The following is a 13200-nucleotide window of genomic DNA, read 5'->3' as shown; positions in this document are numbered from 1 at the left end:
AGTCTACCCCTCGAGCTCTCGCAACCGATCATTGACCATCTGACGATCAAAGCGACGATCCAGCCAAGTCAGCCACCGGCCGACCTCGTCGCGTAGGTCTTCCAACACGATAGGCCGCTCGCGCAGCGACTCGAGCCAATCGAGGGACTCATATTCATTGTGTTCGTCCCTGGCCTCCAGATACCTCTCGATCCCGCCAATGTCCTCGGGCGGGCAAGGCCCGCAACCCGCCACGCAACGGGGCAACTGGCCAGGCTGTTGCCGCAGCAAACGCCGCTCCATGCGAATCTCGTGGCACCACCACGCGTTGAAGTCATACACGTAGACGAATCCTTCGTGTTCGCGGAGACGAAACGCGGTCAGCGGCAGTTCGTTTGCCACGGTGGAGAACTGCAAGACGCCCTCATGGGCTTCGCCGTAACGCCTGCCACGAATGCTGAATGTGTACAGATGTTCGTCGGCCCAGCCCATGACTACCTGGATGACATTGTGCAATTGTCCGAGCGTCAAGTGCTCAGGAACGAGGACGCGTCGCCAAACCGGCGGGCTCAGACCGCGCAGAGCAATTCGAAATTGAAGGACGGAGATCGCGGGCCCAGGATCGGAAGCCATGCGCGCATTCTGGGTGCCTCATTGGCCTCTCAATCACGCGGCCGCGATCCTGCCACGCCTTATATCAAAAACCTGCAACTCGATCGATTCCTCATAACTGGAAAGCTTACGATAGCGGATTGGGCGAATCTCGGTCGCAGGCCTATTGGTGCGGCGGCTTCTAACGTGGCAGCATCCCTCTTCAGGCCACATGGAGGAGAAGACATGAACATTTCGTCGCGCGCGGTTGACGACTTGATCCGCATAGCTACGGCAGGGGGTGGGTTTCGAGTTGACGCTACCGTCCATACACTCGACAACCTGATCAGAATCGCTGCGGCAGCAGGCGCGAAGGGATCGCGCGTCACAGTAGTAGGAGCCTCGATTCACGGCACCGACAGCCTTGTCCGCATCGCGGCCGCAGGCAACGGAGCTGTCGAGTTCGTGGACTAAGTTTTGCAGCTTGGCTAGGGTGAGAGCGTGCTGCATTGCCCAGATGCGCGCGCCTCACACTCCTATCTGTCGATCCTCGCACTCGACTATGGGCGCGCCGGTTGGCGCTAACTGGCACCTCGTAGTCGCTGGGCAACTTGGTCGCGCTGCTGTTGTGCAGCCTGGCGATGAGTGCGAGCTGCCGCAGGCTGGGTTCCTTGGCCGCCCCCGAGAATTCCCGTTCACATAAATGCGCCAGCAACCTTACACACTGCGTGTGCACCCGCAATGAAATCACATGGTGCAATTGGTCGGGGCTAGTCGACCCGGAAAAACTCCACGCTCTGCCCCGCATTGACCGCCCGCTTGAGCCACGATGGCATCTCGCCCTGCCCGTCCCAGGTCAGCCCTTCCGCGTTGCGATAGCAGACCACCGGCGGCGGCGGCGGCGGCTCGAAGCCCCCCACTGCGTCCAGGTCTTCCAGGGTCAGCCCGTAGTCGGCCATTTGCGCCTGGATCCAGCGGATCGCATCCGCGCGCTCAGTCTTTGCTGTCATCGCTGCTGTCGTTACCGTCGCGGCTGACGTTGACGTCCTCCGGGTGGCCGGGCCGCGCCAGCGCCCCCTGCTCGTCGTCCCGTTCTTCGCCCGGCCCTTCCCCCTGATCTACGCCCTGATCATCCTGTGCGGTCGCCGCCGAACTGCCGGCCTTGCGCCGTCGTACTCCGCCACGTTCGCGCGGCGCGACGCGCAAGGTGGCCAGCAGTTGACGCGCGAGCGCCGCTTCCGCCTCGCCGCGCTCGGCCCGGCGCTGCGCCGCGGCGAGTTCCGCCTGCACGACCTCCAGGTCGCCCGTGGCCTTGCGTTGCGCCTGCTCGGCTACCGCGAGCCGCTCGGTAAGCCGCTCAGCCAGCGCCGCGGCCTGCGCTTCGAGCTTCGCGCGGCCCTCCGCCTGCGCCACGGCCGCATCGCGCGCTTCGCTGCGTGCCGCCGCCAGTTCGGCGCGCAGGTCTTCGGCGGTGCGCTCGCTCTTCTGGCGCGCGGTGCGCTCCTGGTCCAGTTCACGCAAGCTGCGCCGTTCGCTGGCTTCGGCCCGTTCCTGCGCGAGCGTCACGGCCTCGCGCGCCCGCTCCAGCTCCGTCGAGAATTGGGTGCGCAAGGCGTCCAGCTGGCGCCGGCCCGCCTCCAGTTCCGTGCGCCCCGCCTCGAGCCGGGCCTGCGTCGCCGCATGGGCCTGCCGCTCGGCGGCCAGGTCCGCCTGCACCCTATCGTGCGCCTGCCGGACTTCGGCCAGCTGGGCGGCGATCGCTGCGGCATCCTCGCGCGCGCCGGCCGTCTCCACGCGCGCCGCATCGCGCTGCGCTTCCGCTTCGCTCGCGGCGTGACGCGCCTCCGCGCGCAGCGTCGCGAGTTCCGCGGTCGCGGCCTCGTTGGCCGCCTGCCAGATGGTCTGGACCGCCCCGGCGGCGATCTGCTTGAGGGCGTCCGGCAGATCCGGATGGTCGATGGTCACGCGCGTGCGCCCGCGCAGCTCCTGCCAGAACGCCTGCAGCACCTCGGCGGGCGTGCCCATGCTGCCCTTGCGCACCAGGCTGTAGAGCTTGTTGGCGGTGGGCGTCACGCCGTAGCGAAAAAACAGCAGCCCGCAGACCTCGCGATAGAGCGCACGGGTTTCGGGGAAGCGGCTGCGCAGCTCGGCAATGTCGTGGGCCATCGCGGCCTGTAGCGCGGCGTCGGTCAGATCCAGGTCGGCAGCGGGCATGGGATAAAAATCCGGGCAAATGATGATAAATATTACTACGTAATACGCATGAAAGCTAATTCCAGCGAGGATACTTTAGACATAACTGCGCTTATGTCTAGTGAATTCGGGGAATCCAAGCCCTCGGTTAATGGCCCTGACAGGATCTTGTCGAACCGGCTTGACTAAACTAGACTAAGTCCATTCACGGGAGTGAAACATGCAGACGGTGAACATTCATGAGGCGAAAACGCACCTTTCGCGGCTCATCGAAGAGGTGGCGGCAGGCGAAGAGGTCGTGATCGCCAAGGCAGGCAAGCCCATGGCCCGGATCGTGCCGTTCGACAAGCCAAAGAGCCCGCGGCGCCTTGGTGGGCTGAAGGGCAAGATCCGCATGGCGGACGACTTCGATGCCCCGCTCCCTGACGACTTGCTCGCGGCCTTCGAAGGACGGTAATGCGCATCCTTCTCGATACTCATGTTTTCCTCTGGGCGGTCACGAATGACCCCAAACTGAGCCAGGCCGCGGAGCGACTGATCTTGGATGCCGAGGAGGTTTTCATCAGTGCGGCCAGCATCTGGGAGATCTCCATCAAGGCAGGCCTCGAAAAGATCGACGTCAATGTCGACGAACTTATCGCTGAAATCACCGCCGCAGGCTTTCGCGAGCTTCCTGTGACGAACTCGCATGCCGCCGCAGTGCGTCATCTGCCAAACCACCATCGAGATCCGTTTGATCGGCTGCTGATCGCCCAGGCGATCACTGAACCATTGCGACTGCTATCGGCAGACGAACACGTCTGGAAGTATTCCGACCTCGTCATTCGGGTTTAGGTGGTCCACAGAAGCCTCGGCATGGCTCGAGCATCGGACGTTCCGAGGGCACGAACCTCAGCAGAGCTCGGGCCCGGCTTGAAGCCCAGGCCGCGGCGCTCGCCGATCGGCTTACCGCTGCCGAGCAGGCGCAGCGCAAAGCGGCGGGCGACCTGGACACCGTGCAGGGGGGCAGCGCAAAGGAGCAGCCGTGATTCCGGCCGGCCAGGGCCCCGGCGCCTCGACAGCCCCGGTCCGCGTCAATCGGACGCAATGGGCACCGTGGGGTGCCCTCGCCACCACTGGCCTCGGCTAGACGGCCGCAACATAGTCGGTGCCCCAAGTGCTCACTCACGAAGCAATAGCGGCGCCGATTTGTCGCTCCCGGGGCTTGCCAGCCCGCGTGGTTTGAAACGACCAGGGCATTGGGGTCGGAACCTTGGCGGGCGTCCTCCAGGATCAGGCCCCCACTCCAGCACGACGCCCCGATTGCTCGCACAGGCCTCGCTTTGACGCAGATCAACCACGGCGCTCCTCAAAAGAGGATGCTTAATATGGAATACAGGCTCACTGATCGATAACGAACTCGATCTTCTCGCCCAACCTGGATCCGTTGGCTGGCCATCTGGCCGTCGACGTCAATGCGCCGTTGCCGTGAAGTATCTCCGCCGCGGTGCTGGGAGTAGCGCCATGAGCAAGCCTGACCCACCCATAGAACTCGTCCCCTGCGAGATCTGCATGAAGGAGGTACCGAAGTCCGAGGCGATCGTCCCTGAGGCATGCGACTACGTCGCCTACTTCTGCGGGCTGGAATGCTATGCGCAGTGGCGCCATCAGCTCCCAGAGAAAGTCGCGCAGCACGAGAGTGCGTCTCCGCCCGTCGAGCCGGCAGCGTCAAGAACTCCAGGGTGACTTCTGGACACGCCGCATGATCGATGCCGGCTGCCGACCTGGATCTGACCGACGCTGCGCTGCAGGCCGATTGGGCCGAGCTGCGCGGGCGTTTCCCCGAAACCCGCGCGCTGTACCGCGCGGTCTGCGGCCTCCTGTTCTTCCGTGACGGCGTCACGCCCACGGCTAACAAGCTCTACAGCCCAGTGCGTAAGGGCAGCATGGGCACGGCCGCGGAAGTGCTGCAGCAGTTCTGTCAGCAGCTGCGCGGCCTAGCCCGCAGCCAGGGGAGCCGCGCCTGCTAGTGCTGCCGGTGATCGGCCGTGAGACGGGTCGCGAGGGTCGCGAGAAGGCCCTGTCACGCGGGGCGCTGCTCCTGATTCTCAAGGAGGTGTTTGCCATGGCGGCCGCACGCCTGCGGGCGCGAGGGCCCGAGTGGGGGGCAGACTGCGGTGCTGGCCTGCGCCTCCGCGCACTGGCTGCGCCACACTGCCGGCTCGCACATGACCGACCAGGAGGTCGACCTGGGTTTTGTGTGCGACAACTTGGTCATGCCTCGATCGCCACCACCAGCGCGTACCTGCACAGCGAAGAGGATGCGCGGCATGAGGCCACCCAGGGAACGGCACCGCATCGGCTGGACCAGCAAGACCTAGGGATGCTCTGCACAATTAGCCGGCGGATGTGCTTGCAATGAATCGTCGAGCCAGCGAGCATGTAGCGCATGAAGCAAACTGACCTTGGACTGAACTTGTCGACCAAGCGCACCCGCAAGCGCGAATTTCTGGACGAGATGAACCGCGTGGTGCCGTGGGCCGATCTGGTGATGCTGATCGCTCCGTACGCCCCGGAGGGCAAGCGCGGCCGTCCCCCGTTCGCGGTCGAGGCAATGCTGCGCATCCACTTTCTTCAACAATGGTTCGGCCTGTCGGACCCGGCGATGGAAGAAGCGCTGCACGACGTGCCGCTGTATCGGGAGTTCGCCGGGCTGGACAACTGGACGGTGAGGCTGCCCGACGAGAGCACCATCCTGCGGTTCCGTCACCTGCTGGAGAGGCACAAGCTGGCCGCTCAGATTCTCGCGCTGGTAAACGACATCCTTCGCGACAAGGGATTGATGCTGCGCGCGGGCACGGTGGTGGACGCGACGCTGATCAGCGCACCGAGTTCGACCAAGAATGCGTCGGGCGAACGCGACCCGGAGATGCACCAGAGTAAGAAAGGAAACCAGTGGTATTTCGGCATGAAAGCGCACATTGGCGTGGACGCCGAAAGCGGGCTGGTGCACACGGTGCGGGGCACGGCTGGCAACATCAACGACGTGGTTGAGGCCAACAGCCTGCTGCATGGCGAGGAAACCGACGCGTTTGGCGATGCGGGTTATCAGGGCGTGGAGAAGCGTCCTGACGCGCGGGCGGACGTGAACTGGCACGTGGCGATGAAGCCAGGCAAACGTCGCGTTCTGGACCAAAGCAAACCGCTTGGCGCGCTCGTCGATCAAGTCGAGCGAATCAAGGCGGGCATCCGGGCCAAGGTCGAGCATCCGTTCCGGGTCATCAAGCGGCAGTTCGGCTACACCAAGGTCCGCTATCGAGGGCTGAGGAAGAACACCGCGCAAGTCATGACCTTGTTCGCGCTGTCCAACTTGTGGATGGCGCGCGGCAAACTGCTGGCTGCTGAGGCATGAGCGCGTTTCAGGCTCATGCCGATGCCTCGCGCGTAGCCCGCGAGTGCTGCTCCGCGCGTGCCAGACAGCTTCGCCCCGGGCTGACAGGTTGGCGTCGTGGCGCATTCAGCTTCCTGTTAAACGGCCAAGCACACTCGATTCGCGTTTGTGCAGAGCATCCCTAGAATGAGCCAGCATCGCCAAACCGCACAGGGCAAAGCCATCTATGGTCACGGCACCATCGTGGCAAGCTACCTGCATTGCTACCTTCCCTCCAGCCACCGCCACGCGATTCAAGCCATGAACGCATGTCGCTACAGCAACAGTGAAATTGCCGCGAGGTTTGCTGTGGTCGGGTCGGACACGACTTGCCGCAAATGCGGGCCGACGCGTGAACGCCAGCCGGCCTTGACTGAGCTAGCAACAGTGCTTGCACGTGCACGCTTATCTTATAACAGCGCCCCCTCCTGCTAATATATAAATAGAGCGGTGCGCGCCGGTCTCCGGCGCGCCTCGCTTGCGCTTGGAGCCGGCGGCATGACCACCCCGGCGGCGGGGCTCGGCATTATGGGATTGCCGAAACGTGTCACGACGTGGCTGGATTTTCGCTGGCTTGGCGGCCGCCGTTTGTGGAGGCGGGTATGTCGTTTACAGCCTCGCCATCAGTGAGGTGCGCAATTCGCAATGGCAGGCGTACTACTTCGGCCGCTTCACCAGGCAGCTGACGTTCGAGGTCCAGCCAGGCGCCAGCGACAGCATTCGCTTCCCGCATTCCGGTCCTTACGACGTACGCCTGGGCTACGGGCGCCTGCCGGCCTTCGCGCAACGGCTCGGGCGGCACGGCTATGTGCCGGCCGAACAGGCGCGCATGTCGCCCGAGCTGGTCCAGCTGATGGACCATGGCATTTTTCCCCCGTACCACGAGAAGAACCAGGCCGGCCTCGTCCTGCGTGACTGCGACGGCCTGACACTGGTGCTGGAGCGCTACCCGCAGCGGCAATACGAGGACTTTGTCGCGGTGCCGCCGTTGCTGGTCAACTCGCTGCTGTTCGTGGAAAACCAGGGGCTGCTCAACCCCGAGTACCCGAACCTGAACCCGGCGCTGGATTGGAAGCGCTTGTCGCGCGCGGTGATGGACCAGGCCGTCCGGCTGGTCGACAAGGCCTATGAATCCCCAGGCGGTAGCACACTGGCCACCCAGATCGAAAAATACCGGCATTCGCCGGAGGGCCGAACGCAATCCATCTCCGAGAAATTCCGACAGATGGCGTCGGCCTCGCTTCGCGCCTATCTGGACGGGCCGGATACGCGGCGTGCGCGCGAACGCATCGTGGTCGACTACCTCAACACGGTGCCGCTGTCCGCGCGCGTGGGTTTCGGCGAGGTCAACGGCATCGGCGATGCACTGTGGGTATGGTACGGCGAAGACTTCGGCGAGGCCAACCGGCTGATGAAGGAGATGGACCTGCGCGCGCCCACCGGCCGCGAGGCCCAAGCCTTCAAGCGCGCGCTGTCGCTGATCATCTCGCAGCGCCGCCCCTCGTACCACCTGCGCCGCGACGACACCAACCTGGAGACGCTGACCGGCAGTTACCTGCGCCTGCTGGCGGCCAACGGCGTCATCACGCCCGAGCTGCGCGACGCCGCGCTGCAGCAGTCGCTGGACAAGGCTGCGCCGCCAGAGAAGCCCGCGCAGGAGCCCTTCGTCACACGCAAGGCGGTCAACCGGGTGCGCGCCGACGTTGGCCGGCTCACCGGGGTCGACAGCCGCTACGACATGGACCGCCTGGATCTGACCGTGGACAGCACCATCAACCGCGAAGCCCAGCGCATTGCCACCGACGTGCTGATGCGCATCCACGACAAGGCCGACGCGCACACCATGGGGCTGTATGGCCACAACCTGCTGCGCGAGCAGGACGACCCTTCGCAACTGATCGCCAGCTTCACGCTGTACGAGCGCATGGGCAATGCAAGTGTCGTGCGGGTGCAGGCGGACAACATCGAACAGCCTTTCGACATCAACAGCGGTGGCCGGCTCAACCTGGGGTCCACCGCCAAGCTGCGCACGCTGGTGACCTACCTGGAGATCATCACCGAGCTGCACGCGCGCTATGCCGGCATGAGCCGCGCCGAACTGGCTGGTGTGCAGCTGGCGAAGCAGGATGTGCTCAGCCGTTGGGCCGTCGACTACCTTGTCAAGACCGGCACGCCGGCCGAGCGCGAGCTGACGCCCATGCTGGAAGCGGCGATGGAGCGTAAGTATTCGGGCAGCACCGGTGAAGGCTTCTTCACCGGGGGCGGGATGCAGAGCTTCTCCAATTTCGAGCGCTGGGAGGGCGAGCGCAACATGACCGTGCGCGAGGGCTTCCAGCACTCGGTCAACCTGGTCTTCATCCGGATCATGCGCGACATCGTGCGCTACGAGATTTTCCATGCCCGGCCGGACGTCAGAAACATCTTCGAGGACCTCGGTTCGCCCGAGCGTCGCGCCTACCTGGAGCGCTTTGCGGACCAGGAAGGCAGCGCCTACATGATAGGCTTCTACCAGCGCTACCGCGGAAGGGATTCGGAACAGAGGCTGGCCACCCTGCTGGGCCGCGTGAAAATGAGCTCGCCTCACCTGAGCGCGGTGCGCATGTCGGTGACGCTGCTCAGCGCCCGCCCGGAGCTGGACCAGGAAAGCTTTATCCGGATCATGCGCTCGCGCCTGTCGGACAAGCAGCTCGCGGGAGAAGACCTGCCAGCGCTCTATCGCAAGTACGGCCATGACAGGTTCAACCTCAACGACCGCGGCTACCTTTCGCGCATCCACCCGTTGGAACTGTGGATGGTGGAATACCTGGGCAAGCATCCGGATGCCACCTTGTCGCAGATCCTGCACGAGAGCACCGCCGAGCGGCAGTACGTGTACCGCTGGCTGTTCCGCTCGCACAGCAAGTTCGGGCAGGACAACCGCATCCGCACGTTGCTGGAACAGGACGCATTCCAGCGCATTGCCAAGCGCTGGCAGCGGCTGGGCTATCCCTTCGATTCGTTGACGCCGTCTTATGCGACCGCCATCGGCGCCTCTGGCGACCGGCCCGCGGCGCTGGCGGAGCTGGCCGGCATCATCCTGAATGGCGGCGTCACCACGCAATCGGCCAGCGTGCGCAGCCTCGATTTTGCCGCCAACACGCCGTATTCGACGCGGTACGTGCTGCAGCCTGGCCCGGGCAAGCGCCTCCTGCCGCCGGAGCTGACCTCGGTGGTGCGGCGCTCAATGCTTGATGTGGTAGAGCGCGGCACCGCCAGGTCCATCCTGGGTGCCTTCGTGGTGCCGGGCAAGGGCGCGGCGCCGCTGCCGGTGGCCGGCAAGACCGGCACGGGTGACCAGCGCTTGCAGGTGTACGGGCCGGGCGGACGGTTGATCGCGTCGCGCTCGGTCACACGTTCAGCCACCTTTGTGTTCACGCTGGGCGAGCGTTACTTCGGCACCGTAACGGTTCATGTGCGCGAGCCTTATGCGGCGCGCTACAGTTTTACCAGCGCGCTGGCGGTCAGGGTGTTGCGCTACCTTGCGCCGCAGGTGGCGGCCATGGCCACGCCCGGCAGCGACCAGGCGCTGCTACGCTGCCGCGACAGCCAGCCCGAGGCCAGCCTTCCGCGTGCAACTAGGGGGGATCGTCCTTTGCCGTAGATTGACACGGTGACCGGTCGGAAAGCCGCTTGCTAGCTCCACAAGGGTGTTGGCTGGCAGTCCTGGCGATTAATTGCATTTAGACGTTTGAGCCCATATGGCGCGATCGGGCTCAACCGGTTGACTCCGGATTATGAGAGTAGGAGCCCTCTGGCGCTGTCGGCTGCCTGGCCTACCATGGGATCGATAGGGTTGCCGCCGCGAACTCCCGAGCCGCGTTGGCAACGAGTTCTCAACAGATGACAGGGAGACTTGCTCATGCCAAACGATCTCTCACAGGCCGACCTGCACATAGACCCCTGTCCGTTCTGCACGTCAGATGGGATCATAGCGAGCAACGCGTTGGCCCACGTCCGGTATGACCGGTACCCGGTCGCGCCTGGCCATGCGCTGATCATCCCGAACCGTCATTTCGCTGACTATTTCGATGCGACGGAAGCGGAGTTTGCCGCCTTGCATGCGCTGGTGCGGGAAATGAGGACACGCCTTGAGGCCGAATTCCATCCCGACGGATTCAATGTCGGGGTCAACATAGGCGTGCACGCCGGACAAACCGTCATGCACGTTCATATCCACCTGATTCCTCGCTATGCGGGCGATGTGGGCAACCCGCGCGGCGGTGTGCGAGGGGTGATCCCGGCTAGGCAAGACTACGGCGGAGATTGAGCGCTTGTGCGATTGGCTCGCTCGCCCCCACCAAGTGACTGCGGCACGCGGACGGGGGTGCATGCGCCGCGCGAGATCGGCCCGGGTAATCCGCTTCAAGAGTAGCACCTTCGCCTAGAGGCTGACCGGTAGCGCCACCAGGTTCTCGCCCGGTTCCGCAGCGGAAGGCAGCGGCACCTGGCGCTGATCCTCGAAGTAATAATCTATCGCGGTAACCAGCGCGTCTTCGGCCAACTCGAGCGTCTCCTCGCGCGTGGGGGCGCCGGTGGCAGCCTCCAGGATGTCGCGGAAGGTCGCCAGGAACCCCGTCGCCGTCCGGCTCAATTCGTACAGGGTAGCGCAGCATTGCAGCCCCCTACGTCGTGGTCGGGGTGAAGCCACGCCCCTTCGGGGCCCCGCCCCATCTCCCTAGCACCCCGTCTGGTCCGCGATAGCGGTAGGCCCGATGCATGGCGTCGCCCACGCCGCGACACCATCCTGATCCAGACAATGCGTGAGAACAGCCACAGTTAAGTGCCGGCTGCTGATTTCTGCTGGCTAGCTTTCGCCTTCCTGCATCGCCGCCCTGGGTATTCCGACCCTCGGCCTGGTGGCCTCGTGCTGCTGCAAATAGTCGCGAATCAGCTGGCGAACAACTTGAGACGGTGTCTGGTCCTGGGCGGCACACAGCGCCTCAAAGGCCTGTTTCTTCACCGGATCGATCAGTACGGTCAGGCGGGCAGTCTTGGATTCCATACGTGCTGGAGTGTCATTGTGTGATAACTGCATTATCATTACATACAACTACGACACTGGCCGCGCTCCCCGGATGCCATCCCGCCATGACTCTGAAAGTCCAGGCATTAGACGCGTGCCGAGTAGCGCACAGGCGGTGCCTGCGCGTAGGAGTCCTGGAGTTCACTATTCTTTGATGAGGGCACAGTGGTAGAGGTGACATTAGAGGCAACTGCCAGGGACGGATTTCAAGGACGCAATTCCGCGCGACTGGCTTTCACGGCCAATCAGTTCGAGCGCGAGATCCGACTCACCAGCGGCCCCTGGATCGCGAACGCCAAGAACGTGCTTGAGGTCATGCGCCTGACCGCCCGCGTGGGAACACACCTGTGCATCCAGGCGGACGGCGTGGACGAGGCCGCCGCGATCGTCACCATCGCCGCCTTGCTCAGGGGGGAAGAGCGATCCCGATATTCCGCTCTACCTGGAGGAAGTCAGCGCCGTGTTCGGTAAGTCGATGGCGCTTTCCCTTGCCGAAGACAGTGCTAACTACACCCTGTTCGCCTGGAAAGGCGTGCGCAAGCTGCCCTCCCTGGACGCGCTGACGGCGCGTGCGCGCATCCTGCAAACGGCGCATTCGCTGAACCTGACTGCGGCCGCTCGCCGCCTGAAACGCGGCGAGCGCCTAGCGTCCGATCGCGCCTCCTGGCCCAACCCGGCAAGGTCGCAAGTCCGGTATTGACAGGCCCCTCCACCACGCGCAGACCTCCTTACCAACGCAATCATGCCAATCCTGTACTTGCGTAAGCTGACTGGGAAGGAGCGCGATCCCGGAATCAACCGGCAACTGGCCTGCTACCTGGCCTTTGTTGCCGGAGCGACCAACGCGGGCGGCTTCCTGGCCGTTCAGCAGTACACCTCGCACATGTCGGGGATCGTGTCCGCCATGGCCGACAACCTGGCGCTGGGCAGTTTCTGGCTGATGCTGGACGGCCTTGGGGCCCTGCTGTCGTTTCTGGCGGGTGCCGCCTGCTCAGCAGTGCTGATCAACTGGGCTCGGCGCGAGCGGCTGCATAGCGAATACGCATTGCCGCTCATGCTGGAAGCTGCGCTGTTGGTGTGTTTTGGCCTGCTTGGCAGCAATCTCGAGCACCACGAATGGTTGTTCGTACCGGCAACGGTCATGGTGCTCTGTTTCATCATGGGATTGCAAAATGCCATGGTCACCAAGCTGTCGAACGCCGAGATCCGCACCACGCACGTGACCGGCATGGTCACCGACATCGGTATCGAACTCGGCAAGCTGTTCTATTGCAACCTGTCCAGAGCCGACCCCGGTAAGCCACTGGTGCTCGCCAATCGGCACAAGCTACGGGTACTCATCACGCTGGTCGCCTTGTTCTTTGCCGGTGGCGTCGTCGGCGCCTTGGGGTTCAAGCACGTCGGGTTCAGCGCCACGCTGATGCTGGCAACCCTGCTGCTCGCCCTCGCTGCCGTCCCGGTGCTCGACGATGTGCGTCTGCACTTGTGGCGCCGGGACCTTCTGCCGCATTTGACCGCGCGTTCCCGGCGTTGGGCTTGCGCAGTCAAAGAAGATGTGCACGCGGTGTGGCTGGCCGCGCAAGACCCCCGCACGCCATGGTATGCGAGGGCGCTGGCCTAGCTGGTCGCCGCTTACGCCTTGTCGCCCATTGACTTGATTCCCGATTTCATCCCAGTGCTTGGCTATCTGGACGACGTGGTGGTGGTGCCTCTCGGCTTGTTGCTGGCGATACGATGGATTCCGCTTGAGGTGATGCGCGAGCATCGTGCGGCCGTTGCAGCCGCCGCGAATCGCCCCGTCAGCTACGTTGCGGCGATGGTGATCGTGGCGCTCTGGGCCATTGCTGCGGTGTCGGCATCGGTCTGGCTCGTGCGACATCTGCCCGGGCGGTGAGGCTCCAGGAACGATGGCGCGATCAGGCGCAGCCGTCTCCATTCCCACACCCAAGTTACGGCCTAGCCGCCG

At 64.1% G+C, this 13200-nt stretch carries 12 protein-coding genes and 4 pseudogenes; 11 read left to right on the top strand and 5 right to left on the bottom strand.

What is annotated here, in order from left to right:
- Positions 1 to 3 precede the first annotated feature (3 nt).
- Complete coding sequence (locus CupriaWKF_RS33290; RefSeq protein ID WP_276103576.1) at positions 4 to 612, bottom strand: plasmid pRiA4b ORF-3 family protein; 609 nt, start codon at positions 610 to 612, stop codon at positions 4 to 6.
- Positions 613 to 816: 204 nt separating this feature from the next.
- Here CupriaWKF_RS33290 and CupriaWKF_RS33285 point away from each other — a divergent pair, with 204 nt between their 5' ends.
- Positions 817 to 1044: a hypothetical protein gene (locus tag CupriaWKF_RS33285; protein WP_276103575.1), complete on the top strand. Its 228-nt coding sequence runs from the start codon at positions 817 to 819 to the stop codon at positions 1042 to 1044.
- Positions 1045 to 1340: 296 nt separating this feature from the next.
- On the opposite strand, the gene CupriaWKF_RS33280 is transcribed toward CupriaWKF_RS33285, so the two are convergent.
- Together CupriaWKF_RS33280 and CupriaWKF_RS33275 are read right to left on the bottom strand one after the other, a co-directional pair.
- The gene (locus CupriaWKF_RS33280; RefSeq protein WP_276103574.1) at positions 1341 to 1580 is read right to left on the bottom strand and encodes an H-NS family nucleoid-associated regulatory protein; all 240 of its coding nucleotides are present in this window, start codon (positions 1578 to 1580) and stop codon (positions 1341 to 1343) included.
- A complete protein-coding gene (locus CupriaWKF_RS33275; RefSeq protein WP_276103573.1) occupies positions 1564 to 2784 on the bottom strand; it encodes a DNA-binding protein in 1221 nt (406 codons plus the stop codon). Before CupriaWKF_RS33275 ends, CupriaWKF_RS33280 begins: the two co-directional genes overlap by 17 nt.
- Positions 2785 to 2983: 199 nt before the next feature.
- Between CupriaWKF_RS33275 and CupriaWKF_RS33270 the strand changes: the two genes are divergently transcribed.
- From CupriaWKF_RS33270 to CupriaWKF_RS33240, 7 genes and pseudogenes are all read left to right on the top strand, one after another.
- Positions 2984 to 3220, top strand: a complete 237-nt coding sequence (locus tag CupriaWKF_RS33270) for a type II toxin-antitoxin system Phd/YefM family antitoxin (RefSeq protein WP_276103572.1) — start codon at positions 2984 to 2986, stop codon at positions 3218 to 3220.
- Positions 3220 to 3597, top strand: a complete 378-nt coding sequence (locus CupriaWKF_RS33265) for a type II toxin-antitoxin system VapC family toxin (protein WP_276103571.1) — start codon at positions 3220 to 3222, stop codon at positions 3595 to 3597. Before CupriaWKF_RS33270 ends, CupriaWKF_RS33265 begins: the two co-directional genes overlap by 1 nt.
- Positions 3598 to 4511: 914 nt before the next feature.
- Positions 4512 to 4739 (top strand): annotated as a pseudogene (locus CupriaWKF_RS33260) (KfrA protein); the annotation flags it as partial.
- Positions 4739 to 5123: pseudogene (locus CupriaWKF_RS33255) on the top strand (site-specific integrase); the annotation flags it as partial. The pseudogenes CupriaWKF_RS33260 and CupriaWKF_RS33255, both read left to right, overlap by 1 nt.
- 68 nt (positions 5124 to 5191) lie before the next feature.
- Complete coding sequence (locus CupriaWKF_RS33250; protein ID WP_276099037.1) at positions 5192 to 6154, top strand: IS5 family transposase; 963 nt, start codon at positions 5192 to 5194, stop codon at positions 6152 to 6154.
- A 562-nt stretch (positions 6155 to 6716) separates the two neighbouring features.
- Positions 6717 to 9812 carry a transglycosylase domain-containing protein gene (locus CupriaWKF_RS33245; protein WP_276103570.1) on the top strand — a complete coding sequence of 1032 codons (3096 nt, stop codon included), beginning with the start codon at positions 6717 to 6719 and terminating at the stop codon, positions 9810 to 9812.
- 258 nt (positions 9813 to 10070) lie between these two features.
- Positions 10071 to 10478, top strand: a complete 408-nt coding sequence (locus tag CupriaWKF_RS33240; protein WP_276103568.1) for an HIT family protein — start codon at positions 10071 to 10073, stop codon at positions 10476 to 10478.
- A gap of 114 nt (positions 10479 to 10592) precedes the next feature.
- On the opposite strand, the gene CupriaWKF_RS33235 is transcribed toward CupriaWKF_RS33240, so the two are convergent.
- Together CupriaWKF_RS33235 and CupriaWKF_RS33230 are read right to left on the bottom strand one after the other, a co-directional pair.
- Complete coding sequence (locus CupriaWKF_RS33235) at positions 10593 to 10802, bottom strand: hypothetical protein (protein ID WP_276103567.1); 210 nt, start codon at positions 10800 to 10802, stop codon at positions 10593 to 10595.
- A gap of 213 nt (positions 10803 to 11015) precedes the next feature.
- Complete coding sequence (locus CupriaWKF_RS33230; protein WP_276103566.1) at positions 11016 to 11213, bottom strand: CopG family transcriptional regulator; 198 nt, start codon at positions 11211 to 11213, stop codon at positions 11016 to 11018.
- A gap of 186 nt (positions 11214 to 11399) precedes the next feature.
- Here CupriaWKF_RS33230 and CupriaWKF_RS33225 point away from each other — a divergent pair, with 186 nt between their 5' ends.
- The 3 genes and pseudogenes from CupriaWKF_RS33225 (at position 11400) to CupriaWKF_RS33215 (ending at position 13128) form a co-directional block, all read left to right on the top strand.
- A complete protein-coding gene (locus CupriaWKF_RS33225; protein WP_276103565.1) occupies positions 11400 to 11705 on the top strand; it encodes an HPr family phosphocarrier protein in 306 nt (101 codons plus the stop codon).
- Positions 11650 to 11934 (top strand): annotated as a pseudogene (locus tag CupriaWKF_RS33220) (spermidine synthase); the annotation flags it as partial. The gene CupriaWKF_RS33225 and the pseudogene CupriaWKF_RS33220, both read left to right, overlap by 56 nt.
- Before the next feature lie 42 nt (positions 11935 to 11976).
- A pseudogene (locus CupriaWKF_RS33215) lies at positions 11977 to 13128 on the top strand (DUF1275 domain-containing transporter).
- The last annotated feature ends 72 nt before the right edge of the window (positions 13129 to 13200 follow it).

The sequence above is a fragment of the Cupriavidus sp. WKF15 genome, assembly GCF_029278605.1.
GTDB lineage: Bacteria > Pseudomonadota > Gammaproteobacteria > Burkholderiales > Burkholderiaceae > Cupriavidus.
This window is presented reverse-complemented; position numbering and strand designations above follow the sequence as displayed.